This window comes from Streptococcus sp. SM3 (assembly GCF_027497875.1).
In genome coordinates, this window is record NZ_JAJNSA010000009.1 from 1 (window position 1) to 23,441 (window position 23,441).

Here is a 23,441-nt window from a genome sequence, read left to right on the forward strand (position 1 = left end):
TAGAGACGAGTTCAAGGCTTTAAGGTTAAATGAAACCTATAAACCCTTGATTTAGGAGACTTTTATGTATTATTTTATTCCAGCTTGGTATGGTTCAGAAAGAACATGGCATGCAACTATCACTCCATGGTACTTTTCTCATTTTCGTTTTGAATTTGATGATACTTTTCATCAGATTCGACTCCTGCAAAGGCAAGATATAGAATCTCGATTATTAGTATTAGCTTACCAGCCTCATCTACGTTATTTTTTACATAGACATGGGGTGTTAGAAACGGATACTTATTCCGTTTTTGATGTTATGCAAGATTTTCATAATCCCCATACCCAAGTTTTAAGCATTCGAGATATTGAGTGGGATAATGACTGTGAATTTATTTATAGTCCCTTTACGATTGTCGTTCAAAAAAATGGGAAGAAATTTGCTAAGGTTGAACATGGGGTTGAAGGTTTCATCAGTGATATACAGTATTTTGAACCGAATGGTCAAATACATATGCACTATATCATGGATGATCGTGGATTTGTATCGAGCGTTATCTTTTTTGAAGATGGGCAAGCGGCCTATCAAGAATATTTGAATCCCAAGGGAGTGTGGCAATTTAGAGAGCGTTTAAAAGAAGGTGGACGGGTAGAAGTCAATCCAATTTTTGGTTATCGCTTTAAAGCGCTCATCTATCAAGACATGGGAGATTTGGTGACAGAATTTTTTGAGAATTATCTGCAAAAATATGTGAAGGATCAGGATATTTTTATGCTTCCTTCTCATCCTCACCATGACCAGCTAGTATTAGACCGTTTACCTAGTGCCAATCCTAAACTGTTGAGTCTTTTCATTGGGCGTAATCCTCAAGACACCTTTAGAGATTTAGATTTAACTTTTGAAAAATCAGATTTGATTTTGGTGGATAGAGAGGATAGTTTACGATTGTTGCAGGAGTTGTATCCTGAACGAATGCATCAATTTTATCATTTATCATCATTTGACACCCGATTACGATTGGGTAGAAGTCAAACTAAGAAAGAATCCATCATATATTATCAACTGGATTTTGAGCAGGGAATTGATAATCAAGCTCTACTTCAAGTCTTGGCCTTTGTCGCTGAAAATAAAGATACTGAGGTGATTTTTGGAGCCTTTGCTGCTAGTCAGGAGCAGATGAATGAGGTGGAAGGGATTGTTGAGTCTTTCATCCAAGAAAACATTCAATTCGAAAGTCTGGGAAAGGCGCTTGATTATGGTGATGCAGAAAATCCTCTGGAAGAAAATCAACACCAGGACATACGGTTACAGTTTGTCAACATGAATGATGAGTTAGATTTGATAAAAACGCTAGAATTTGTCCGTTTGATTGTGGATTTAAATAGACAGCCTCATCTCTACACACAGATAGCTGGTATTAGTGCAGGAATTCCTCAACTCAACCTAGTTGAAACTGTCTATGTTGAACATTTAAAAAATGGTTATTTGCTGACAGATGTGACAGAGTTTTCTAAGGCTGCACATTATTACACAGATAGGTTGAAAGAGTGGAATGAGTCCTTGATTTATTCGATTGATAAGATTAAGGAGCACACAGGACAACAATTTCTTGAAAAATTAGAGAAATGGATAGAGGGGGCTCGACATGTCAAAAGGTCTTAAAATTTTACAAATAGGACTTGATAACTGGTCTCATCAATATGAAATCCCAGAAAATATGGACTGGTATTTTGTTTGCCCTCGGTCTTCTAAGGCATTGCGCAAGATGATCGAGATAGATACTATCAGTCGTTTTCAAGCTGTTTTGATTGAAGATGGGAACTCTTTAACAGATGTCCTTGAGTTTACCAATTTTTTCGAACCTCATGGTCTTTTTTATAATCAGGATTTTAAGACGACAGATCCCCTTCTTTTAGATATATTAAAAAAACAATGTGCACAGCCCGTAGATTTTTCGGATCCGCAGGCTTTATTGCAGGACCTATCCACTTCTCTTTTTAGTGGGGGATATGGGGATAAATTATTTCCGTCAAATATTCAAATTCATTCTTCTTTTGAAGGCTCTATATCTTATCAAGGATTGGAGCATGTAATGATAGAAGGTGATTTTGGAACGAACTTTCATCAATTGGCCTGTTGGTCTCATAATTTTATGGTTTATAAAAATTTGCCTATAGAATTATGGCTAGAGTATGAAAAACAGGGGAATTGTGAGTTTAGGTTTATAGTCCGAAAGATAATTGAAGGGAATATAGACCATTTTTTTGAAGAAGAAGTTTATACTGAAGCAGATTTGGAAAAAGCTATCGTTATAGATAGTATAGATACTAATTTTTTACTATTTTTATCTGTTGAAGCAAGAGGTCATGGAACTATCAAACTGGGTAATCTTCACCAACGTTGGAGTCGAAAACAATTTGGTAAATTCGTACTTGGTGGGAATATCCTACATGATTCCAAGCGTGATGAAATAAACTATTTCTTCCATCCAGGCGATTTTAAACCGCCCTTGGCTGTTTATTTTGCTGGTTATCGACCAGCAGAAGGATTCGAGGGCTACTTTATGATGAAAACCCTAGGATGTCCCTTCATTTTATTTTCTGATCCACGTTTAGAGGGGGGAGCTTTTTATCTAGGAACGGATGAGCTAGAGGGAAAGGTCAAAGAGACGATAGCTCATTATCTTGATTATTTAGGCTTTGATCGCAAGGATTTGATTTTATCAGGTCTTTCTATGGGAACGTTTCCGGCTCTCTATTATGGTGCTTCTTTTGAACCTCATGCCATCATAGTCGGTAAGCCCTTGGCTAATTTAGGAACCATAGCTAGCCGTGGACGTTTGGACGCACCGGGTGTCTCTAACTTGGCTTTTGATTGTTTAATTCACCATACAGGTGGGAGAAGTTCGCAAGATATGACGGAGTTGGATCAGCGTTTTTGGAAAATATTTAAACAAGCAAATTTTTCAAAGACAACCTTTGGTTTGTCCTATATGAAAGATGAAGAAATGGATCCTCAGGCTTATGAGAATCTAGTTACTTATTTATGTAATACAGGTGCCAAGATTTTATCTAAAGGAACTGCTGGGCGACACAATGATGATACAGATACCAATATTGCTTGGTTTCTTCACTTTTATCGAATGGTACTAGCAAGTGGTTTTGGAAGGGAGAAAGAATGATTATCACACAGAGACAGTCTATTCATTGGGGAGAAGTTGGTGGGACTTATATGTACGGATCAACTGTATCTTATTACCCTGACAAAAGTATTCGGCTGTATAATCCTCTATTGCCATCTGGTGAAATTCTCAAGACTTGGCTTTCTAGTGTCAATTACCAGGCTGCTCGGACTCAGCCCCAGCTTCCTTTACTAAAAAGAAATCAGGAATATCAACTATCACTGGTTTTTGATTGTCAGCCTGAAAATGGGGTTTATACCAAGATAACTTTTTTTGACCGCTATGGTGATATTTTAGAAGAAAAGGTAGAAAAAGTGAAAGATTTCATATTTACTTATCCAGAAGATAGTTATACTTATCAAGTTTCTCTTTTAAGTGCTGGTTTTGAATCCATAACTTTTTATCATTTTTCTATCAAGGAGATCAGAAGTGTTTAGACGTTTAGGTCAAGATTTCCAGCTTAGGAAAGTGAAAAAGATTTTAAAGAGGATTAATAGTTTAAAAGGCAAGATGTCCTCTCTTTCGGATCAAGAATTAGTCGCTAAAACAGTGGAGTTTCGTCAGCGTCTTTCCAAAGGAGAAAGTCTAGATGACCTTTTAGTAGAAGCTTTTGCTGTGGTGCGTGAAGCGGACAAACGGATCTTAGGGATGTTCCCCTATGATGTTCAGGTCATGGGAGCTATTATCATGAACTACGGAAATGTTGCTGAGATGAACACTGGTGAAGGGAAAACCCTAACAGCCACCATGCCGGTCTATTTGAACGCTCTTTCAGGAGAAGGTGTGATGGTTGTTACGCCAAATGAGTATTTATCAAAACGTGATGCAGAGGAAATGGGCCAAGTTTATCGTTTCCTAGGCTTGACCATTGGGGTGCCATTTACAGGGGATCCAAAGAAGGAAATGAAAGCTAAAGAAAAGAAGCTTATTTATGCTTTAGATATCATTTACACAACCAATAGTAATTTAGGTTTTGATTACCTAAATGATAATCTGGCTTCGAATGAAGAAGGTAAGTTTTTGCGACCTTTTAACTATGTCATCATTGATGAAATTGATGATATCTTGCTTGATAGTGCACAAACTCCTTTGATTATTGCGGGTTCTCCCCGTGTTCAGTCTAATTACTATGGGATCATTGATACACTGGTGACAACGTTGGTCGAAGGAGAAGATTATATTTTCAAAGAGGAGAAGGAGGAGGTCTGGCTTACTACTAAGGGGGCCAAGTCTGCTGAAAGTTTCCTAGGAATTGACAACTTATATAAGGAAGAACATGCGTCTTTTGCTCGTCATTTAGTTTATGCGATTCGAGCCCATAAACTTTATACTAAAGACAAGGACTATATCATTCGTGGAAATGAGATGGTATTGGTGGATAAGGGGACTGGTCGTTTAATGGAAATGACCAAATTGCAGGGAGGTCTCCATCAGGCCATTGAAGCCAAGGAACATGTGAAGTTGTCTCCTGAAACGAGAGCCATGGCTTCTATTACTTATCAAGGCCTTTTCAAAATGTTTAATAAAGTGTCTGGAATGACGGGGACAGGAAAGGTAGCAGAAAAAGAATTTCTTGAGACTTATAATATGTCCGTTATTCGGATTCCAACCAATCGTCCTAAGCAACGGATTGACTATCCAGATAATCTCTATGTGACTTTACCAGAGAAAGTTTATGCGTCTTTGGGATACATCAAAGAGTATCATGCTAAGGGGAATCCCTTACTCGTTTTTGTAGGCTCAGTTGAAATGTCTCAGCTTTATTCGTCACTCTTACTCAGAGAGGGAATTGCCCACAATGTTCTCAATGCCAATAATGCTGCGCGTGAGGCCCAAATTATCGCTGAATCTGGTCAGATGGGGGCCGTAACAGTTGCAACCTCTATGGCAGGACGTGGTACGGATATAAAACTCGGTAAGGGAGTTGCAGAGCTTGGTGGCTTGATTGTCATTGGAACAGAGCGGATGGAAAGTCAGCGTATTGACCTTCAAATCCGTGGACGTTCTGGACGTCAGGGAGATCCAGGTATGAGTAAGTTTTTTGTATCACTGGAAGATGATGTTATTAAGAAATTCGGTCCATCTTGGGTTCATAAGAAGTATAAAGATTATCAAGTTCAAGATATGACGCAACCAGAAATTCTCAAAGGTCGTAAATACCGGAAGCTAGTCGAAAAGGCGCAACATGCTAGTGATAGTGCTGGCCGTTCTGCACGCCGTCAGACTCTAGAATATGCTGAGAGTATGAATATTCAACGGGATATGATTTATAAGGAGCGCAATCGTCTAATAGATGGTTCTCGTGACTTGGAAGATGTTGTTGATGAAATCATTACTAGCTACATAGATCAAGTGACTTCTTCAGAATATGAAAGCCGAGAGCTACTCTTCCACTTTATAGTGACCAATATTAGTTTTCATATTAAAGAGGTTCCAGACTATGTAAATGTGACTGACAAAACTGCAGTTCGTAGCTTTATGAAACAGGTGATTGATAAAGAACTTTCTGAAAAGAAAGAATTACTTGATCAACATGGTCTGTATGAACAGTTTTTACGACTCTCCATGCTCAAGGCTATCGATGATAACTGGGTGGAGCAAGTAGACTATCTACAACAGTTATCTATGGCTATAGGTGGTCAGTCTGCTAGTCAGAAAAACCCGATCGTAGAGTATTATCAAGAAGCCTACGCGGGATTTGAAGCTATGAAAGAACAAATCCGTGCGGATATGGTTCGTAATCTCCTGATGGGCTTGGTTGAAGTCACTTCTAAGGGTGAGATTATGACTCATTTTCCATAAGAGGAGAAAATATGACAATTTATAATATAAATTTAGGACTTGGATGGGCTAGTAGCGGTGTTGAATACGCCCAAGCCTACCGTGCTGGTGTTTTTCGGAAATTAAATCTGTCCTCTAAGTTTATCTTTACAGATATGATTTTAGCGGATAACATTCAGCACTTAACAGCCAATATTGGTTTTGATGATGAGCAAGTTATCTGGCTTTATAATCACTTTACAGATATCAAGATTGCACCGACTAGCGTGACAGTGGCTGATGTCTTGGCTAGGTTTGACGGTGTTGAAAGTCGTAGAGAAAAGAATGGCAAGGTTTTGCGTATCTTCTTTTCTGACCAAGATAAGTTTATAACCTGTTATTTGGTTGATGAGGACAAGGACTTGGTCCAGTATGTAGAGTATGTTTTTAAAGGAAATTTGATTCGAAAGGATTACTTTTCTTATACGCGTTATTGTAGCGAATATTTTGCTCCCAAGGACAATGTTGCGGTCCTATACCAACGAACTTTTTACAATGAAGATGGGACTCCAGCCTATGATATCTTGATGAATCAAGGGAAGGAAGAAATTTATCGTTTTAAGGATAAGATTTTCTATGGGAAACCAGCTTTCATGCGTGCTTTTATGAAATCCTTGAATTTGAACAAGTCTGATTTGGTCATTCTGGATAGAGAGACAGGTATTGGACAGGTTGTGTTTGAGGAAGCACAGACAGCACATCTAGCGGTAGTTGTTCATGCGGAGCATTATAGTGAAAGTGCTACAGACGATGACTATATCCTTTGGAATAATTACTACGACTATCAGTTTACCAATGCAGATAAGGTTGACTTCTTTATCGTATCAACTGATAGACAAAAGGAAGTGTTGCAAGAGCAATTTGCCAAATACACCCAGCACCAACCAAAGGTTATTACCATTCCTGTAGGAAGTATTGATTCCTTGACCGAGTCAAGTCAAGGACGTAAGCCTTTTTCATTGATTACTGCTTCACGTCTTGCCAAAGAAAAACACATTGATTGGTTGGTCAAGGCAGTTATTGAAGCTCGTAAGGAAATTCCTGAATTAACCTTTGATATTTATGGTAGCGGCGGAGAAGATTCTCTTCTTAGAGAAATTATTGCTAGTCATAAGGCAGAGGACTATATTCAACTCAAGGGGCATGCGGAACTTTCGCAGATTTATAGTCAGTATGAAGTCTACTTGACTGCTTCAACTAGCGAAGGATTTGGTTTGACCTTGATGGAAGCTATTGGTTCAGGCCTTCCTCTAATCGGTTTTGATGTGCCTTATGGTAATCAGACCTTTATAGAGGATGGGAAAAATGGTTATTTGATTCCAAGTTCATCTGACCATGTGGAAGATCAAATCAAGCAAGCTTATGCGACTAAGATTTGTCAATTGTATCAAGAACATCGTTTGGAGGCTATGCGTGCTCATTCTTACCAGATTGCAGAAGGCTTCTTAACCGAAGAAATTTTAGAAAAGTGGAAGAAAACAGTAGAGGAGGTGCTCCATGATTGAACTTTATGATCGTTATAGTCAGGAAAGTCGAGATTTACATGAAAGTCTCATGGCTACTGGTCTTTCTCATCTTGGAGTAGTCATCGATGCAGATGGTTTTCTGCCTGATGGTCTAGTATCTCCTTTTACTTATTATCTAGGATATGAAAAGGGAAAACCTCTCTATTTTAACCAAGTCCCTGTTCCAGCTTTTTGGGAAATTTCAGGAAATAATCAGTCTGCTCGTATTGAAGATATGACAGAGGAGAGAGCTCTTATTCATTATGCTGATGGAATGCAGGCTCGCTTGGTTAAACAAGTAGATTGGAAAGATCTAGAAGGTCGAGTACGTCAGGTTGATCATTATAATCGCTTTGGTGCTTGCTTTGCTACAACGACCCATAGTGTTGATAGTGAACCGATTATGACAGTTTATCAAGATGTCAATGGTCAGGAAGTTTTACTTGAAAACCACGTAACGGGTGATATCTTATTGACCTTACCTGGTCAACCTATGCGTTACTTTGCTAATAAGGTTGAATTTATTACCTTCTTTTTGCAAGATTTGGGGCTAGATAAGCATCAGATTGTTTTTAATACTCTAGCGACTCCTTTCTTGGTTTCTTTCCATCATCCAGATAAGTCTGGCTCAGATGTTTTGGTTTGGCAGGAACCTCTCTATGATGCCATTCCAGGTAATATGCAGTTGATTTTGGAAAGCGATGATGTGCGTACTAAGAAAATCATCATTCCAAACAAGGCGACTTATGAACGTGCTTTAGAGTTGACTGACGAGAAATACCATGATCAGTTTGTGCACTTGGGTTACCATTACCAGTTCAAACGTGATAATTTCCTAAGACGAGACGCCTTAATCTTGACCAATTCAGATCAGATCGAGCAAGTAGAAGCAATCGTAGAAGCCTTGCCTGATGTTACCTTCCGTATCGCAGCGGTGACAGAGATGTCTTCTAAGCTTTTAGACATGCTTCGCTATCCTAATGTGGTTCTTTATCAGAATGCTAGTCCGCAGAAGATTCAGGAGCTCTATCAATTGTCGGATATTTATTTGGATATAAACCACAGCAATGAGTTGTTGCAGGCAGTGCGTCAGGCCTTTGAGCACAATCTCTTGATTCTTGGATTTAATCAGACAGTGCACAATAGACTTTATATCGCTCCAGACCATTTATTTGAAAGTAGTGAGGTTTCTGCTTTGGTTGAGACTCTAAAACTGGCCCTTTCAGATGTTACCCAAATGAGTCTGGCACTTGGGAAGCAAGGCCAACATGCAAATTATGTTGACTTGGTACGATATCAGGAAACCATGCAAACTGTTTTAGGAGGCTAACATGTCAGACGAAGATTTATTTTACAAAGACGTTGAAGGTCGCATGGAAGAGTTGAAACAAAAACCTATCAAAAAGGAAAAAGAAACCCGAGGGGAGAAGATTAGTAAAACTTTTTCACTCATCTTGGGTTTAATGATTCTGGTTGGTTTACTCTTTACTTTGCTAGGGATTTTGAGGTAGGCCTATGACTGATATTCTGATTGTTTTAGCTATTGTCCTCTCTCTTGCTTTGATTGTATTGGTGACCATACAACCCCGTCAAAATCAACTATTTTCCATGGATGCGACCAGTAATATTGGTAAACCAAGCTACTGGCAGAGCAATACCTTGGTCAAGGTTCTTACTTTATTGGTGAGTTTGGCTTTATTCGTTTTACTGTTAACATTTATGGTAATAACTTACAAATAAAAGAAAACTTCAGATATTCACCTTTTGTGATTGTTCTGAAGTTTTCTTTTTTACTGTCCATATTTTTGGTAAAAGTCAACTTTTACTTGGATGAAGGTTTTGGCTTCACGTAGGAGTTGAAGAAGGGTGGCGCGGGTTTCAAATTCTTCTCTTGTCTTGGGCAGACTGCGATTACGGAATACTTCCAGATAGCGTTCAATTTCATCTAGCAAATCAGAAGCAGGATTGGTCTGGCTCAGTTGACCGGCAATTTTTGAAAAGAGCTGGGCCAAAATCAGACTCTCACTGGCAGCTAGGTGACAGGTGTTGATTTGCTGGGCCATGTTTCGCAGGATACGACTTTGTCGCTGTCTCATTTCAAAATAGTGGATATGGTAGTCGGTCTGGTGAAAGAGGTGGTCAGAGTGATCTAGATAGACCAGTCTGAGGGCTTCTTCCAAAAGTGTGTCCAATTCGTCAACTAACTGTGCTCGGTTGCGTCCATCCCCTCTGGATAAATAATATTTGAAGCGTTGAAGGATATCTTTTAACTTTTCTTCTACCAATGTGTGGTAGTGATGAATTTCCTCTTCTCGTGAAGGCATGTAGAGATTGACAAGTAAGGCAAATCCTGTACCGATAGCAAAGAGAAGGAATTCATTGACTAGAAGGTCTGGAGAGGTTGACTCTTGTACCAAGAGGTGGCTAACCAAAACAGTGCTTGGTGTGATGCCAATTTCCCAGCCCATCTTGTAGGCTAGAGGCACATAGAGGGCTAGATAGAGGCCGAGGCTCCAGATATGAAATCCGCTCAAGTAAAAAGCCAGAACACCGATAGCTAGAGCTAGGAGCATGGAAAAGAGGCGATTGCGGGCCAGTTTTAAGGTACTTCTACGAGTATCGGATAGGCTCAAGAGGGCGATGATTCCAGCCGAGACAGCTGAGGAGAGATTGAGAAAATAAGCAAGAAGGCAGGCAAGACAGGTAACTAAGATGAGCTTGGTCGTACGTTGGCTAATAGACATAAGGGTTTCCTAGTAAGTTAGAATAAAAGCGGAAAAGACAAGACCCGAGCAGGCTTGCCTTTATGAGTTATTTTTTACGGGCTGCCGCGTATTCGGCAACGGCAGTAAAGAGGACATCTGTTGAAGAGTTGAGGGCTGTTTCGCATGAGTCTTGGATGACCCCAATCACAAATCCAACACCGACAACTTGCATGGCAATATCGTTAGAAATACCGAAAAGGCTACAAGCAACTGGGATAAGAAGGAGGGATCCTCCGGCAATACCAGAGGCCCCACAGGCTGAGATTGCGGCAACTACACTAAGGACAAAGGCTGTCGCAAAGTCAACAGGGATTCCAAGAGTATTTACTGCAGCAAGGGTTAGAACGTTAATGGTAATCGCTGCCCCTGCCATGTTGATAGTAGAACCGAGTGGGATAGAAACCGAATAGGTATCTGGATCCAGTCCAAGGTCGTGACAAAGTTTCATGTTGACAGGGATGTTAGCCGCAGAACTACGAGTGAAGAAGGCTGTAACACCGCTGACACGCAAACATTTCCAAACGAGAGGATAAGGATTTCTCTTCATAAAGAGGAAGGCAATTAGTGGATTGACTACCAGAGCTACAAAGAACATGGTTGTCACCAAGAGGGCAAGCAAGATTCCATAGTTAGCTAGGCTTCCGATTCCCTTATCAGAGATGGTTTTGAAGACAAGACCAAGGATACCAAATGGAGCTAGGTTGATAATCCATTCGACAATCTTAGAAGTCACATCAGCCATAGTTTTCAGCAATTCTTTACTATTTTTGCTGGCCTCTCTCATAGCAATCCCGAAAACAACTGCCCAAGATAAGATACCGATGTAGTTAGCAGTAACGAGGGCATTGACTGGATTGTCAACCAGTTTGAGCAAGAGATTGCTAAGGACCTGGCCAATTCCATCTGGTGGTGCGATTTCTGTATTGGCACTATTTAAGGTAATCTCAACAGGGACAATGAAGCTTGCTAGGACAGCAACAAGTGCCGCTGCAAAGGTTCCTACCAAGTAAAGGAAGATAACCGTTTTCATGTTGCTATCTTGTCCCTTTTGATGTTGGGAAAGGGCGTTAGCAACGAGGGCAAAGACTAGAATAGGTGCGATGGCTTTTAGACCGCCAACAAAGAGATCTCCGAGTAGACCAATTCCTGAAATGTTAGGAAGTGTCAGTCCTAGGGTTCCTCCAATAAGCATACCAATCAAAATCCGTTTGATTAGGCTTGCCTTATTCCAAGCATGAATGATTTTTTTCATAACAATCTCCTTTGTTGTGTAATGTTTATGATTATAGTATAAATATGAGCTAAAATCAAGAATTTTCTGTCTATTTTGGCTATTATTTTTGAATATTTATGGAGATTCATCACTTGTGAAAGTATGGTATAATAAATGAAAGGAGTTTTCTATGAAAGAATTTATTCAAACCTACCTCAATAAGCTTGATGTTACAACGATTATTGAAAATATCTTAACCAAGTTACTTTCTCTGTTATTCCTATTTTTACTCTTTTATATAGCTAAGAAATTGCTCCATACCATGGTAAAGAGAATTATCAAACCTTCTCTAAAAATGTCTCGTCATGATGTCGGGCGTCAGAAAACCATCTCACGTTTATTAGAGAATGTGTTTAATTATACCCTTTATTTCTTTTTGCTTTATTGTATCTTGTCTATTTTGGGTTTGCCAGTTTCTAGTTTGCTTGCTGGAGCCGGGATTGCTGGGGTGGCTATTGGTATGGGAGCCCAAGGCTTTCTATCTGATGTTATCAATGGCTTTTTCATCCTCTTTGAACGTCAACTGGATGTAGGAGATGAAGTTGTTTTGACAAATGGTCCTATTACTGTATCGGGCAAGGTCGTCAGCGTCGGCATTCGAACAACGCAACTCAGAGGAGAAGACCAGGTTCTGCACTTCGTTCCCAATCGGAATATCACCGTTGTCAGCAATTTCTCTCGTACAGACCAGGCCTGAAATTTTAGCAGATTTATGGTACAATAGAAAGAGTTTGGTAAAGGAGAGAAGATGTTTTTAGAAAAACAGTTGGGCAATGGTTGCGCCTGGATTAACCTAGATTTAGACAAGTTGAAAAAACTAGAGGACCTTTCTGAAATCTACGGTTTGGACAAGGAAACCATCGAATATGCGCTGGATAGAAATGAGCGTGCCCACATGGATTATCACCGTGAAAATGGGACTGTGACCTTTATCTACAATGTCTTGAACTTGAAAAAGGATAAGGAATACTATGAAGCTTTTCCCATGACCTTTATCGTGGAACATCGCCGCCTAATTACCATTAGCAATACTAAGAACGCCTATGTCATTGAACAGATGACCCGTTATCTGGAGAGTCATGACATGCTTTCGATTTACAAGTTTCTCTTTGCCAGTCTGGAAATCATCAGCAATGCCTACTATCCTGTCATCGAGCAGATGGATAAGAGTAAGGACGAGGTCAATGGCCTCTTGCGGCAGCGGACGACTAAGAAAAACCTTTTTGCCCTTTCCGACTTGGAGACTGGTATGGTTTACCTCACTGCGGCTGCCAAGCAAAATCGCATGTTGCTGGAGCATATTCAAGGGCATGCCCTCTATCGCAGTTTTAACGAGATTGAGAGAGAACAGTTTGATGATGCCATGATTGAGGCTCATCAGCTGGTATCCATGACAGACTTGATTTCTCAAGTCCTCCAACAACTATCAGCATCTTACAACAACATCCTAAACAATAATCTGAATGATAATTTGACAACTCTTACCATCATTTCAGTCTTGCTAGCGGTTTTGGCAGTAGTGACAGGCTTTTTCGGAATGAATGTTCCCCTACCTTTAACAGATGAACCCCATGCTTGGCTCTACATCAGTTTGGCTAGTGCAGGTTTATGGATTGTTTTATCATTGTTATTAAGGAAAATTGCGAAAAAAAGTTAAGAAAAGGAGCCAGAATGGCGATTGAAAATTACATGCCAGATTTTGCTGTGGAAGCAGTCTATGATCTGACAGTCTCAAGCCTGCAGGCGCAGGGAATCAAGGCTGTTTTGGTCGATTTGGATAATACCCTCATTGCTTGGAACAACCCTGACGGGACGCCAGAGATGAAGCAATGGTTACATGATCTTCAGGATGCGGGCATTCGCATTATCGTGGTCTCAAATAACACTAAGAAACGCGTCCAACGAGCAGTTGAGAAGTTTGGGATTGATTACGTTTATTGGGCTCTGAAGCCCTTCACATTTGGGATTGACCGTGCCATGAAGGAATTTCACTATGAGAAAAGTGAAGTGGTCATGGTTGGCGACCAGCTCATGACAGATATTCGAGCAGCCCACCGTGCTGGCATTCGCTCGATTTTAGTCAAACCCTTGGTCCAACATGACTCGATCAAAACGCAGATTAACCGAGCTCGTGAGCGCCGTGTCATGCGAAAAATCACTGAAACGTACGGACCGATTACATATAAAAAAGGAATTTAACTATGGAAGAAATTCTCTGTATTGGTTGTGGAGCAACCATTCAGACGACAAACAAGGCTGATCTTGGTTTTACTCCCCAGTCGGCACTTGAAAAAGGTTTGGAGACTGGTGAAGTCTATTGCCAACGCTGTTTCCGTCTCCGCCACTACAATGAAATCACGGATGTCCAGTTGACGGATGATGATTTCCTCAAGCTTTTGCACGAGGTGGGAGACAGTGATGCTTTAGTGGTAAATGTCATTGATATCTTTGACTTTAATGGCTCTGTTATCCCAGGCTTGCCACGTTTTGTCTCGAGGAACGATGTTCTCTTGGTGGGAAATAAAAAAGATATCCTCCCTAAGTCAGTTAAGATGGGCAAGATTAGCCAGTGGCTCATGGAACGTGCCCACGAAGAAGGACTTCGTCCTGTGGATGTCGTCCTAACTTCAGCCCAAAATAAACATGCCATTAAGGAAGTCATTGACAAGATTGAACACTACCGTAAGGGCCGCGATGTCTATGTGGTCGGTGTAACCAACGTTGGAAAATCAACTCTTATCAATGCTATTATCCAAGAAATCACAGGTGACCAGAATGTCATCACGACTTCGCGCTTCCCAGGGACAACCTTAGACAAGATTGAGATTCCGCTTGACGACGGATCTTATATCTACGATACACCGGGGATTATCCACCGCCACCAGATGGCCCACTACTTGACGGCCAAAAACCTCAAGTATGTCAGCCCCAAAAAGGAAATCAAACCTAAAACCTATCAGCTCAATCCTGAACAAACCCTGTTTTTAGGAGGTCTCGGACGTTTTGACTTTATATCAGGAGAAAAACAAGGTTTCACTGCCTTCTTTGACAATGAACTTAAACTTCACCGTACCAAGCTTGAAGGCGCTAGTGCTTTCTATGACAAGCACCTTGGAAGCCTTCTTACACCACCAAATAGCAAGGAAAAAGAAGATTTTCCAAAACTGGTCCAGCATGTATTTAACATTAAGGAAAAGACAGACCTAGTCATCTCAGGACTCGGCTGGATCCGTGTAACAGGCACAGCAAAAGTCGCCGTCTGGGCACCAGAAGGCGTCGCCGTCGTCGCACGAAAAGCAATCATTTAAACAAAGAAAGGAAAGGGTTGTCTGAATTCGGGCGAGCAAGGCGAGCCCCATAGAGAATACTTTTCACTGTGGTGTTAGTTGGTACAAGTGATTGTACCAACTGCGGAAAATTTGAGACCTTAGGCTCAAATTTTAGTCATGAAAGTCCGAAGGACTTTGCTGACGTCCGTCACCACTTCAGAAAAGTATAAAAAGAAACTCTTTTAAAGAAATTATGTCATTAACATCAAAACAACGTGCCTTCCTCAACAGCCAGGCACACACCCTCAAACCCATCATCCAAATCGGGAAAAATGGTCTCAACGACCAAATCAAAACCAGCGTTCGCCAAGCTCTTGACGCACGTGAATTGATCAAGGTTACTCTTTTGCAAAACACAGATGAAAATATCCATGAAGTAGCTGAAATTTTGGAAGAAGAAATCGGTGTGGATACAGTCCAAAAAATCGGACGCATCTTGATTTTGTTTAAACAATCCAGTAAGAAAGAAAATCGCAAGATTTCTAAAAAAGTCAAAGAAATCTAAAAACCTACTCCAAATAACTGTTTTTACAGAGAAATAAAGGAGACTAGCCTATGGCAATCGAACTATTGACTCCCTTTACCAAGGTAGAGTTGGAGCCAGAAATAAAGGAGAAAAAACGCAAACAAGTCGGGATTTTAGGGGGAAATTTTAACCCTGTTCACAATGCCCATCTCATTGTTGCGGATCAAGTGCGCCAGCAGTTGGGACTGGACCAGGTTCTGATCATGCCTGAATACCAACCTCCTCATGTTGATAAAAAGGAAACCATTCCTGAACACCATCGTCTCAAGATGCTTGAGTTGGCGATTGAGGGGATTGAAGGTCTGGCCATTGAAACTATTGAGTTAGAGCGCAAGGGAATTTCCTACACCTACGACACCATGAAGATTTTAACAGAGAAGAATCCAGACACGGATTATTACTTTATCATCGGTGCCGATATGGTGGACTATCTGCCTAAGTGGTACCGAATTGATGAACTGGTAGATATGGTTCAGTTTGTGGGAGTTCAGCGCCCACGCTACAAGGCAGGGACTTCCTATCCAGTTATCTGGGTGGATGTGCCTCTCATGGATATCTCGTCCAGCATGGTGCGTGACTTCCTTGCCCAAGGTTGGAAACCTAATTTTCTCCTACCTCAGCCAGTGTTAGACTACATCGAGAAGGAGGGGCTCTACTGATGTCTTATCAAGACTATATCAACTGCTCTCGTGAGGCTTTGTTGGAAAAAATGGCAGAGCTTCTACCCGAGAAACGGTTAACCCATTGCTTGGGTGTGGAGCGTGCAGCCATAGAACTGGCTCAGCGATTTGGAATCGATGCCGAGAAAGCAGGTCTAGCCGGCCTTCTTCATGACTATGCAAAAAAGCTGTCAGATCAGGAATTTCTGGACTTGATTGACCGTTATCAACTAGATTCTGACCTCAAAAATTGGGGCAATAATGTCTGGCATGGTATGGTTGGCATCTACAAGATTCAGGAAGACTTGGATTTGCATGATCCAGAAATTCTGCGAGCTATTGAAATCCATACAGTCGGGGCTGACCAGATGACTGATTTTGATAAGGTTATCTACGTCGCAGACTATATAGAGCATAATCGAGCCTTTCCTGGAGTGGATGTAGCGCGTGAGATTGCAAGTATATCGCTTAATAAGGCGGTGGCCTACGAAACAGCTCGTACCGTGGAACATCTAGCCCATCAGGGATTCCCCATCTATCCCCAAACCCTTGAAACCTATAACGCCTTTGTGCACTATTTGAAAGAGGACTAAATGAACGAAAAAGAATTACTAGAACTAGTCGTGAAAGCGGCTGATGAGAAACGTGCGGAGGATATCCTCGCACTTGACGTACAAGAATTGACCAGCGTGACGGACTACTTTGTGATCACTAGCTCAATGAATAGCCGTCAGTTGGATGCTATCGCTGATAATATCCGTGAAAAAGTAGCCCAAGCAGGCTTTAAAGGCAGTCATGTCGAAGGCGATGCAGCTGGAGGTTGGGTTTTGCTGGACCTCGGTGCTGTTGTTGTGCATGTCTTTTCAGAAGAAATGCGTGCCCACTATAACTTAGAAAAACTATGGCATGAGGCAAAGTCAGTAGATATTTCAGAAGCTCTTGCTTAGAAGATGAACTCAGTTGTAGTCAACTGGGTTTTATTTGCTTATTTTAAAAAAAATGATAGAAAGGTAAAGGGCGAGTGGTGTTTGCCATTGACGCTCTTGGTATCATGATTATGGCAACTTATGAAACTTTTGCGGCTGTTTACGATGCGGTCATGGACGACAGTTTATACGATAGATGGACGGATTTTTCTCTGCGTCACTTGCCTAAGACCAAGGGGAGAAAGAAACTCTTAGAATTGGCTTGTGGGACAGGAATTCAATCTGTGCGCTTCTCTCAGGCTGGTTTTGAAGTGACTGGACTTGACTTGAGTGCGGATATGTTGAAGATTGCTGAGAAGAGAGCTTCTTCAGCCAAACAAAAGATTGACTTTATTGAAGGCAATATGCTGGATTTGTCCAAGGCAGGTCAATATGACTTTGTCACTTGTTATTCGGACTCTGTCTGCTATATGCAGGATGAAGTCGAAGTAGGGGATGTTTTTAAGGAAGTCTATAATGCCCTCGACGAAGATGGCATCTTCATCTTTGATGTGCATTCGACCTACCAGACAGATGAAGTTTTTCCAGGCTATTCCTACCATGAAAATGCGGAAGATTTTGCCATGCTCTGGGATACCTATGAGGACGCTGCACCTCACTCAATCGTGCATGAGTTGACCTTCTTTATCAAGGAAGAGGATGGTTCCTTTAGTCGTCACGATGAAGTGCATGAGGAGAGGACTTATGAGGTTCTGACCTATGATATTTTGCTGGAACAGGCTGGTTTCAAGTCCTTCAAACTCTATGCGGACTTTGAGGACAAGGAACCAACAGAAACCAGTACCCGTTGGTTTTTTGTCGCTCAGAAGTAGGAGATTATCATGATAAAAGGAGATTATTGCTTATTAGCATTTATTTTAATTTATTTTGTATTTTACTACGTAAAATTTCGAGGTGAGATTAAAATAAAATCAATCACGGAAATAAAAGTAGAATTTCAAAATGATATTGATTTTATACATACCAACATATCTTTTAAGAACTGGAAAAAGGGAATTGTGTCAATTTGTTGGATCATAATAGAAATTATTTTCGTTGTGTTTTTATTAATATTGGGTATTCCTCTACTAATTTTAAAAAAACCTCTATTACTTTTGAAGAAGATTGTAATTTATGAAACTGATAATAAATTTGAATTCTTTAAATATGTTATACTTCCTATGAGTTTGGCGTATTTATTTATAGAGTATTCCAAAACTGTAAATATAAGTAATACATCTGTAAATATGATAATTTGTTTTGGAGATAAAATTATAAAATTGATCAGTGAATATTCGATTATTCCAAAAGCTTTGTTATCCATTTTCGTTGTATGTTATGTAATCAAATGGTCATTAAAAAACGATACAGATTTTATTAAAGAATTGTTTGAGTATTTTTGGAACTGGCTTAAAATTATTATAGTTGCCTTACTATTTATTTTAATCGTTGGATCTTATGTTCTCCTTTTAGACGAAATAAAAAAATTTAGTTCTAATTTAGATCCATATACGATTATACCGATATTTATTGCTAGTTGTATTGTTACATCCAAGATAATTGTTAGATTAATAGTTGTTAAAAGTAATAATGTGTCAATGAAGGTTAAAGACACCCATTTAGAGCAAAAAGGAAATATAGACGTAGGAGAATAGCATGACCATCACAGGTATTATCGCGGAGTTTAATCCTTTTCATAATGGGCATAAATACCTGCTGGATCAGGCTGAGGGACTGAAAGTCGTGGCTATGTCAGGGAATTTCATGCAGCGTGGAGAGCCTGCAATTGTGGACAAGTGGACACGGGCTCAGATGGCACTGGAAAATGGCGCAGACTTGGTAGTGGAATTGCCCTTTTTAGTTAGTGTTCAGGCAGCAGATTTCTTTGGCCAAGGAGCTGTGGATATCTTGACTCGTTTAGGCATTGATACTCTAGCCTTTGGGACAGAGGAAGTTCTGGATTACCAGAAAATAGCTGACCTATACACAGAGCAGGGGGCTGAGATGGAGCAATTTGTGGAAAAACTGCCTGATTCCCTCTCTTATCCACAGAAGACACAGACCATGTGGAAGGAATTTGCAGGTCTTGATTTTTCAGGCAATACGCCCAATCATGTCCTTGCTCTTTCCTATGCCAAGGCAGTTGCTGGACGAAACATCAAGTTGCATCCGATTCAGCGCCAGGGGGCAGGTTATCATTCTGTGGACAAGGATGTGGACTTTGCCTCGGCGACAGCACTACGTCAGCATCAATCAGACCAAGATTTCTTAGAACACTTTATGCCTTCTGTTAACCTTTTTGAGCAGGCCAGTAAGGTGAGCTGGGATGACTATTTTTCTTTGCTCTGCTATCAAATCTTGTCAAATCCCGACCTAACCACCATCTATCAGGTCAATCAAGAAATGGCAGTGCGCATCAAGGATGCTATCAAGATAGTCCAATCTGTGGAAGACTTGGTTGAAGCGGTTGCGACCAAGCGTTACACCAAGGCGCGTGTCAGACGCCTCTTGACCTATATCTTGGTGCAGGCTAGAGAAGGTGACTTGCCAGAAGCCATTCATGTCCTTGGATTTACTGAAAAAGGCAGGCAACATCTCAAGTCTTTGAAAGGTCAGGTCAGTCTAGTCAGCCGAATTGGCAAAGAACCTTGGGATGTCATGACTCAAAAGGCAGACCAGATTTACCAACTAGGAAATCTAAGTATAGCAGAACAGAATTTTGGAAGAGTACCGATTAGAATAGAAACAAACTAAGTCTACTGAAATGTAGGCTTTTTGAGATTTTTTACGAATAATACTCTTCGAAAATCTCTTCAAACCACGTCAACGTCGCCTTGCCGTACTCAAGTACAGCCTGCGGCTAGTTTCCTAGTTTGCTCTTTGATTTTCATTGAGTATAAATAGATAGAAAAGAAAATCTTGTACAAGTTCCTGACAATTTCTTTCTTTTTGTGTATAATAGTGGAAAAGAGGTAAAACGAGGTATGGTTATGGAAGCAGTTCTTTACTCAACATTCCGAAATCATTTAAAAGACTACATGAAAAAGGTAAATGATGAATTTGAGCCTTTGACGGTGGTTAATAAAAATCCAGATGAGGACATTGTAGTTCTTTCAAAGAGCGAATGGGATAGTATCCAAGAAACACTGAGAATCGCTCAAAATAAGGAACTTTCTGATAAGGTTTTGCGAGGAATGGCTCAAGTTCGTGCTGGAAGCACTCAAGTCCATGTTATTGAGGAGTAAGAAATGCTGCTCAAGTTTACAGAAGATGCCTGGGTTGATTATTGCTACTGGCAAACTCAGGACAAGAAAACGTTAAAAAGAATCAATAAACTAATCAAGGATATTCAACGTGATCCCTTTACAGGAATAGGTAAGCCAGAACCACTCAAGTATGACTACCAAGGAGCCTGGTCACGTCGTATTGATGCAGAAAATCGCTTGATTTATATGATGGATGGAGATAGCGTGGCTTTCTTGTCCTTTAAAGATCATTACTAAGTCTACTGCGAAGTAGGCTTTTTCTATAATTTTTACTAAGCTATAACTTCTAAGAAATAGAGATTGAACTAATAAATTTTAGGTAAACGTGCTCAAAATTCCTCAAAACATATTCTATTTTAGGTTTGTGAAAATCACTTTTTTATGGTAGAATGTAAAAGAATGTATGTCATTCGGAATAACAATAAAATGAGGTAAAAACATGGAAATCATGTCGCTTGCGATTGCTGTTTTTGCCGTCATCATTGGTTTAGTCATTGGATATGTCAGCATCTCAGCTAAGATGAAATCATCTCAGGAAGCTGCAGAGTTGATGCTTTTAAATGCTGAACAAGAAGCAACTAATTTACGTGGACAAGCTGAGCGTGAAGCGGATTTACTTGTTAATGAAGCTAAACGTGAAAGCAAGTCTCTTAAAAAAGAAGCACTATTGGAGGCCAAAGAAGAAGCCAGAAAATACCGTGAAGAAGTGGACGCTGAATTCAAATCAGAACGTCAAGAACTCAAACAAATCGAAAGTCGTTTGACAGAGAGAGCTGCTAGCCTTGATCGTAAGGACGACAATTTGACGAGTAAAGAACAAACACTTGAACAAAAAGAACAAAGTATTTCTGATAGAGCGAAAAACCTTGATGCGCGTGAAGAGCAATTAGAGGAAGTCGAAAGACAAAAAGAAGCAGAACTAGAGCGTATTGGTGCTCTGTCTCAGGCAGAAGCACGAGATATTATCTTGGCACAGACAGAGGAAAACTTGACCAAGGAGATTGCTAGCCGTATTCGCGAAGCTGAGCAAGAGGTCAAGGAACGTTCTGACAAAATGGCCAAGGATATCCTGGTTCAAGCTATGCAACGTATCGCTGGTGAATATGTAGCGGAGTCAACAAACTCAACAGTTCATCTGCCAGACGATACTATGAAGGGACGTATTATTGGTCGTGAAGGTCGTAACATTCGTACCTTTGAAAGTTTGACAGGGGTCGATGTGATTATCGACGATACGCCAGAAGTGGTGACCTTGTCAGGTTTTGACCCGATTCGTCGTGAGATTGCCCGTATGACTATGGAAATGTTGCTCAAAGATGGTCGTATCCACCCAGCTCGTATCGAAGAGTTGGTTGAGAAAAACCGTCAAGAGATTGACAATAAGATCCGTGAATATGGTGAGGCTGCTGCCTATGAAATTGGTGCGCCGAACCTTCATCCAGACTTGATGAAGATTATGGGACGTTTGCAGTTCCGTACTTCTTATGGACAAAATGTTTTGCGTCATTCGATTGAGGTTGCTAAGTTGGCTGGTATCATGGCGAGCGAGCTTGGTGAAAATGCGGCTCTTGCCCGTCGTGCTGGTTTCCTTCACGATATTGGGAAAGCCATTGACCGCGAGGTTGAAGGTAGCCACGTTGAAATCGGTATGGAATTGGCACGTAAGTACAAGGAACATCCAGTTGTGGTCAATACGATTGCTAGTCACCACGGCGATGTAGAACCTGAAAGCGTCATTGCAGTGATCGTTGCTGCAGCAGACGCCTTGAGCGCAGCTCGTCCAGGTGCTCGTAGTGAGTCTCTTGAAAGCTACATCAAGCGTCTCCATGATTTGGAAGAAATTGCTAACGGCTTTGAAGGGGTACAAAATAGCTTTGCCCTTCAAGCAGGACGTGAAATCCGCATCATGGTAAATCCAGGACAAATCAAGGACGACAAAGTCACAATCTTGGCTCACAAAGTTCGTGAGAAAATTGAAAACAATCTAGATTACCCAGGAAATATCAAGGTAACCGTGATTCGTGAACTTCGTGCAGTAGATTATGCTAAATAAATAAGAAAGAGCAGTTGAAAAATTACTGCTTTTTTGTTACACTAGATAGAAAGACTGTAAAGGATAATCTGGCTTTTTGCCATTATTCTAGAGAAATGTTATTTCACAGACTGACTAAAAGGAGACACAATGGCAGACCGAGGCTTACTAATCGTTTTTTCTGGTCCTTCAGGGGTTGGAAAAGGAACGGTTAGAAGAGAGATTTTTGAGAGTTCTGAAAACCAATTTCAATACTCTGTATCGATGACGACACGTGCACAACGTCCTGGAGAAGTGGATGGTGTTGACTATTTCTTCCGTACTCGTGAAGAGTTTGAAGAGCTGATTCGTCAAGGACAGATGTTGGAATACGCAGAATATGTCGGCAACTACTATGGAACTCCTCTGACCTATGTCAATGAAACCTTGGACAAGGGAATCGATGTTTTCCTTGAAATTGAAGTTCAAGGTGCTCTTCAGGTCAAGAAAAAGGTTCCAGATGCTGTCTTTATCTTCCTGACACCACCAGATTTGGATGAATTGCAAGATCGTTTGGTAGGTCGTGGAACAGACAGTGCAGAAGTGATTGCCCAACGAATTGAAAAAGCCAAGGAAGAAATTGCCCTCATGCGTGAGTATGATTATGCGATTGTCAACGATCAGGTGCCCCTAGCTGCTGAGCGTGTCAAACGTGTTATTGAAGCAGAGCACTTCCGTGTGGATCGTGTCATTGGTCACTATCAGGAGATGTTACCCAAATCTCCAACTACCCGATAAAATTTAGAAAATAGGTACAAGCAAATGATGTTAAAACCCTCTATTGATACCTTGCTTGACAAGGTTCCTTCAAAATATTCACTCGTAATCTTGGAAGCAAAACGTGCCCACGAATTGGAAGCAGGTGCGCCAGCAACTCAAGGTTTCAAATCTGAAAAATCAACTCTTCGCGCTTTAGAAGAAATCGAATCAGGAAACGTTACAATTCACCCAGATCCAGAAGGAAAACGTGAAGCAGTGCGTCGCCGTATCGAAGAAGAAAAACGCCGCAAAGAAGAAGAAGAAAAGAAAATCAAAGAGCAAATCGCTAAAGAAAAAGAAGATGGTGAAAAAATTTAAGGTTGGGGGGACTCAATCTTA

Annotated in this window: 26 protein-coding genes; 24 read left to right on the top strand and 2 right to left on the bottom strand. The window is 40.7% G+C overall.

Features of this window, described 5'->3' with window-relative positions; translation table 11 throughout:
* The first annotated feature begins 64 nt into the window (after positions 1-64).
* From asp1 to PAN06_RS02815, 8 genes are read left to right on the top strand one after another with little or no spacing between them, the layout of a single operon-like run.
* A complete protein-coding gene (gene asp1, locus PAN06_RS02780) occupies positions 65-1,645 on the top strand; it encodes an accessory Sec system protein Asp1 (protein WP_269795526.1) in 1,581 nt (526 codons plus the stop codon).
* Positions 1,629-3,164 (top strand): accessory Sec system protein Asp2, encoded by a 1,536-nt coding sequence (gene asp2, locus PAN06_RS02785; RefSeq protein ID WP_269795527.1) that lies wholly within the window; start codon positions 1,629-1,631, stop codon positions 3,162-3,164. Before asp1 ends, asp2 begins: the two co-directional genes overlap by 17 nt.
* Positions 3,161-3,601 (top strand): accessory Sec system protein Asp3, encoded by a 441-nt coding sequence (gene asp3 / locus PAN06_RS02790; RefSeq protein WP_269795528.1) that lies wholly within the window; start codon positions 3,161-3,163, stop codon positions 3,599-3,601. The genes asp2 and asp3 overlap by 4 nt, the downstream gene beginning before the upstream one ends.
* A complete protein-coding gene (gene secA2, locus PAN06_RS02795) occupies positions 3,594-5,966 on the top strand; it encodes an accessory Sec system translocase SecA2 (protein ID WP_269795529.1) in 2,373 nt (790 codons plus the stop codon). The genes asp3 and secA2 overlap by 8 nt, the downstream gene beginning before the upstream one ends.
* A gap of 11 nt (positions 5,967-5,977) precedes the next feature.
* A complete protein-coding gene (gtfA, locus tag PAN06_RS02800) occupies positions 5,978-7,489 on the top strand; it encodes an accessory Sec system glycosyltransferase GtfA (RefSeq protein ID WP_269795530.1) in 1,512 nt (503 codons plus the stop codon).
* The gene (gtfB, locus tag PAN06_RS02805; protein ID WP_269795531.1) at positions 7,482-8,819 is read left to right on the top strand and encodes an accessory Sec system glycosylation chaperone GtfB; all 1,338 of its coding nucleotides are present in this window, start codon (positions 7,482-7,484) and stop codon (positions 8,817-8,819) included. The genes gtfA and gtfB overlap by 8 nt, the downstream gene beginning before the upstream one ends.
* A 1-nt stretch (position 8,820) precedes the next feature.
* The gene (gene asp4 / locus PAN06_RS02810; RefSeq protein WP_070479809.1) at positions 8,821-9,000 is read left to right on the top strand and encodes an accessory secretory system protein Asp4; all 180 of its coding nucleotides are present in this window, start codon (positions 8,821-8,823) and stop codon (positions 8,998-9,000) included.
* Between the two features lie 4 nt (positions 9,001-9,004).
* Positions 9,005-9,229: an accessory secretory protein Asp5 gene (locus PAN06_RS02815; RefSeq protein WP_033689239.1), complete on the top strand. Its 225-nt coding sequence runs from the start codon at positions 9,005-9,007 to the stop codon at positions 9,227-9,229.
* A gap of 50 nt (positions 9,230-9,279) precedes the next feature.
* Here PAN06_RS02815 and PAN06_RS02820 read toward each other — a convergent pair whose 3' ends face one another.
* The gene (locus PAN06_RS02820) at positions 9,280-10,233 is read right to left on the bottom strand and encodes an aromatic acid exporter family protein (protein ID WP_269795532.1); all 954 of its coding nucleotides are present in this window, start codon (positions 10,231-10,233) and stop codon (positions 9,280-9,282) included.
* Positions 10,234-10,300: 67 nt separating this feature from the next.
* The gene (sstT, locus tag PAN06_RS02825; RefSeq protein WP_269795533.1) at positions 10,301-11,506 is read right to left on the bottom strand and encodes a serine/threonine transporter SstT; all 1,206 of its coding nucleotides are present in this window, start codon (positions 11,504-11,506) and stop codon (positions 10,301-10,303) included.
* Positions 11,507-11,657: 151 nt separating this feature from the next.
* Between sstT and PAN06_RS02830 the strand changes: the two genes are divergently transcribed.
* The 16 genes from PAN06_RS02830 to rpoZ all read left to right on the top strand — a co-directional run bounded on the left by PAN06_RS02830 (position 11,658) and on the right by rpoZ (position 23,420).
* Positions 11,658-12,224, top strand: coding sequence for a mechanosensitive ion channel domain-containing protein (locus tag PAN06_RS02830; protein WP_269795534.1), 567 nt, complete (start codon positions 11,658-11,660; stop codon positions 12,222-12,224).
* Positions 12,225-12,275: 51 nt separating this feature from the next.
* A complete protein-coding gene (locus PAN06_RS02835) occupies positions 12,276-13,184 on the top strand; it encodes a magnesium transporter CorA family protein (protein ID WP_269795535.1) in 909 nt (302 codons plus the stop codon).
* A 14-nt stretch (positions 13,185-13,198) separates the two neighbouring features.
* The gene (locus PAN06_RS02840; protein ID WP_269795536.1) at positions 13,199-13,726 is read left to right on the top strand and encodes a YqeG family HAD IIIA-type phosphatase; all 528 of its coding nucleotides are present in this window, start codon (positions 13,199-13,201) and stop codon (positions 13,724-13,726) included.
* Between the two features lie 2 nt (positions 13,727-13,728).
* The gene (yqeH, locus tag PAN06_RS02845; RefSeq protein ID WP_269795537.1) at positions 13,729-14,835 is read left to right on the top strand and encodes a ribosome biogenesis GTPase YqeH; all 1,107 of its coding nucleotides are present in this window, start codon (positions 13,729-13,731) and stop codon (positions 14,833-14,835) included.
* A 214-nt stretch (positions 14,836-15,049) separates the two neighbouring features.
* Positions 15,050-15,361, top strand: coding sequence for a ribosome assembly RNA-binding protein YhbY (yhbY, locus tag PAN06_RS02850; RefSeq protein ID WP_000060169.1), 312 nt, complete (start codon positions 15,050-15,052; stop codon positions 15,359-15,361).
* A 50-nt stretch (positions 15,362-15,411) separates the two neighbouring features.
* Positions 15,412-16,041: a nicotinate-nucleotide adenylyltransferase gene (locus PAN06_RS02855; protein ID WP_269795538.1), complete on the top strand. Its 630-nt coding sequence runs from the start codon at positions 15,412-15,414 to the stop codon at positions 16,039-16,041.
* A complete protein-coding gene (yqeK, locus tag PAN06_RS02860; RefSeq protein WP_269795539.1) occupies positions 16,041-16,634 on the top strand; it encodes a bis(5'-nucleosyl)-tetraphosphatase (symmetrical) YqeK in 594 nt (197 codons plus the stop codon). Before PAN06_RS02855 ends, yqeK begins: the two co-directional genes overlap by 1 nt.
* A complete protein-coding gene (gene rsfS, locus PAN06_RS02865) occupies positions 16,635-16,988 on the top strand; it encodes a ribosome silencing factor (protein ID WP_269795540.1) in 354 nt (117 codons plus the stop codon).
* 110 nt (positions 16,989-17,098) lie between these two features.
* The gene (locus PAN06_RS02870) at positions 17,099-17,839 is read left to right on the top strand and encodes a class I SAM-dependent methyltransferase (RefSeq protein WP_346732041.1); all 741 of its coding nucleotides are present in this window, start codon (positions 17,099-17,101) and stop codon (positions 17,837-17,839) included.
* Positions 17,840-17,848: 9 nt separating this feature from the next.
* Positions 17,849-18,661: a hypothetical protein gene (locus PAN06_RS02875; protein WP_269795541.1), complete on the top strand. Its 813-nt coding sequence runs from the start codon at positions 17,849-17,851 to the stop codon at positions 18,659-18,661.
* A gap of 1 nt (position 18,662) precedes the next feature.
* The gene (locus PAN06_RS02880) at positions 18,663-19,760 is read left to right on the top strand and encodes a nucleotidyltransferase (protein WP_269795542.1); all 1,098 of its coding nucleotides are present in this window, start codon (positions 18,663-18,665) and stop codon (positions 19,758-19,760) included.
* Positions 19,761-19,996: 236 nt separating this feature from the next.
* Positions 19,997-20,251, top strand: a complete 255-nt coding sequence (locus PAN06_RS02885; protein ID WP_000388572.1) for a type II toxin-antitoxin system Phd/YefM family antitoxin — start codon at positions 19,997-19,999, stop codon at positions 20,249-20,251.
* 3 nt (positions 20,252-20,254) lie between these two features.
* The gene (locus tag PAN06_RS02890) at positions 20,255-20,509 is read left to right on the top strand and encodes a Txe/YoeB family addiction module toxin (protein WP_261045551.1); all 255 of its coding nucleotides are present in this window, start codon (positions 20,255-20,257) and stop codon (positions 20,507-20,509) included.
* A gap of 202 nt (positions 20,510-20,711) precedes the next feature.
* On the top strand, positions 20,712-22,325 hold the full coding sequence (locus tag PAN06_RS02895; RefSeq protein ID WP_269795543.1) for a ribonuclease Y: 1,614 nt from the start codon (positions 20,712-20,714) through the stop codon (positions 22,323-22,325).
* 129 nt (positions 22,326-22,454) lie between these two features.
* Entirely contained in the window at positions 22,455-23,081 is a 627-nt protein-coding gene (gene gmk, locus PAN06_RS02900) for a guanylate kinase (protein ID WP_000775041.1), read from the top strand.
* 24 nt (positions 23,082-23,105) lie between these two features.
* Complete coding sequence (gene rpoZ / locus PAN06_RS02905) at positions 23,106-23,420, top strand: DNA-directed RNA polymerase subunit omega (protein WP_000979235.1); 315 nt, start codon at positions 23,106-23,108, stop codon at positions 23,418-23,420.
* Positions 23,421-23,441: the final 21 nt, after the last annotated feature.

Excerpts from the sequence above, each read along its gene's own strand:
- PAN06_RS02835 (WP_269795535.1), top strand. The coding sequence starts at position 12,276 with ATGTTTTTAGAAAAACAGTTGGGCAATGGTTGCGCCTGGATTAACCTA.
- PAN06_RS02855 (WP_269795538.1), top strand. The coding sequence starts at position 15,412 with ATGGCAATCGAACTATTGACTCCCTTTACCAAGGTAGAGTTGGAGCCA.
- asp2 (WP_269795527.1), top strand. The coding sequence starts at position 1,629 with ATGTCAAAAGGTCTTAAAATTTTACAAATAGGACTTGATAACTGGTCT.
- rpoZ (WP_000979235.1), top strand. The coding sequence starts at position 23,106 with ATGATGTTAAAACCCTCTATTGATACCTTGCTTGACAAGGTTCCTTCA.
- PAN06_RS02890 (WP_261045551.1), top strand. The coding sequence starts at position 20,255 with ATGCTGCTCAAGTTTACAGAAGATGCCTGGGTTGATTATTGCTACTGG.
- yhbY (WP_000060169.1), top strand. The coding sequence starts at position 15,050 with ATGTCATTAACATCAAAACAACGTGCCTTCCTCAACAGCCAGGCACAC.
- yqeH (WP_269795537.1), top strand. The coding sequence starts at position 13,729 with ATGGAAGAAATTCTCTGTATTGGTTGTGGAGCAACCATTCAGACGACA.
- PAN06_RS02830 (WP_269795534.1), top strand. The coding sequence starts at position 11,658 with ATGAAAGAATTTATTCAAACCTACCTCAATAAGCTTGATGTTACAACG.
- PAN06_RS02820 (WP_269795532.1), bottom strand. The coding sequence starts at position 10,233 with ATGTCTATTAGCCAACGTACGACCAAGCTCATCTTAGTTACCTGTCTT.
- rsfS (WP_269795540.1), top strand. The coding sequence starts at position 16,635 with ATGAACGAAAAAGAATTACTAGAACTAGTCGTGAAAGCGGCTGATGAG.
- PAN06_RS02840 (WP_269795536.1), top strand. The coding sequence starts at position 13,199 with ATGGCGATTGAAAATTACATGCCAGATTTTGCTGTGGAAGCAGTCTAT.
- asp1 (WP_269795526.1), top strand. The coding sequence starts at position 65 with ATGTATTATTTTATTCCAGCTTGGTATGGTTCAGAAAGAACATGGCAT.
- PAN06_RS02880 (WP_269795542.1), top strand. The coding sequence starts at position 18,663 with ATGACCATCACAGGTATTATCGCGGAGTTTAATCCTTTTCATAATGGG.
- asp3 (WP_269795528.1), top strand. The coding sequence starts at position 3,161 with ATGATTATCACACAGAGACAGTCTATTCATTGGGGAGAAGTTGGTGGG.
- PAN06_RS02895 (WP_269795543.1), top strand. The coding sequence starts at position 20,712 with ATGGAAATCATGTCGCTTGCGATTGCTGTTTTTGCCGTCATCATTGGT.
- PAN06_RS02885 (WP_000388572.1), top strand. The coding sequence starts at position 19,997 with ATGGAAGCAGTTCTTTACTCAACATTCCGAAATCATTTAAAAGACTAC.
- PAN06_RS02875 (WP_269795541.1), top strand. The coding sequence starts at position 17,849 with ATGATAAAAGGAGATTATTGCTTATTAGCATTTATTTTAATTTATTTT.
- yqeK (WP_269795539.1), top strand. The coding sequence starts at position 16,041 with ATGTCTTATCAAGACTATATCAACTGCTCTCGTGAGGCTTTGTTGGAA.
- gtfA (WP_269795530.1), top strand. The coding sequence starts at position 5,978 with ATGACAATTTATAATATAAATTTAGGACTTGGATGGGCTAGTAGCGGT.
- sstT (WP_269795533.1), bottom strand. The coding sequence starts at position 11,506 with ATGAAAAAAATCATTCATGCTTGGAATAAGGCAAGCCTAATCAAACGG.
- PAN06_RS02870 (WP_346732041.1), top strand. The coding sequence starts at position 17,099 with ATGGCAACTTATGAAACTTTTGCGGCTGTTTACGATGCGGTCATGGAC.
- asp4 (WP_070479809.1), top strand. The coding sequence starts at position 8,821 with ATGTCAGACGAAGATTTATTTTACAAAGACGTTGAAGGTCGCATGGAA.
- gmk (WP_000775041.1), top strand. The coding sequence starts at position 22,455 with ATGGCAGACCGAGGCTTACTAATCGTTTTTTCTGGTCCTTCAGGGGTT.
- PAN06_RS02815 (WP_033689239.1), top strand. The coding sequence starts at position 9,005 with ATGACTGATATTCTGATTGTTTTAGCTATTGTCCTCTCTCTTGCTTTG.
- gtfB (WP_269795531.1), top strand. The coding sequence starts at position 7,482 with ATGATTGAACTTTATGATCGTTATAGTCAGGAAAGTCGAGATTTACAT.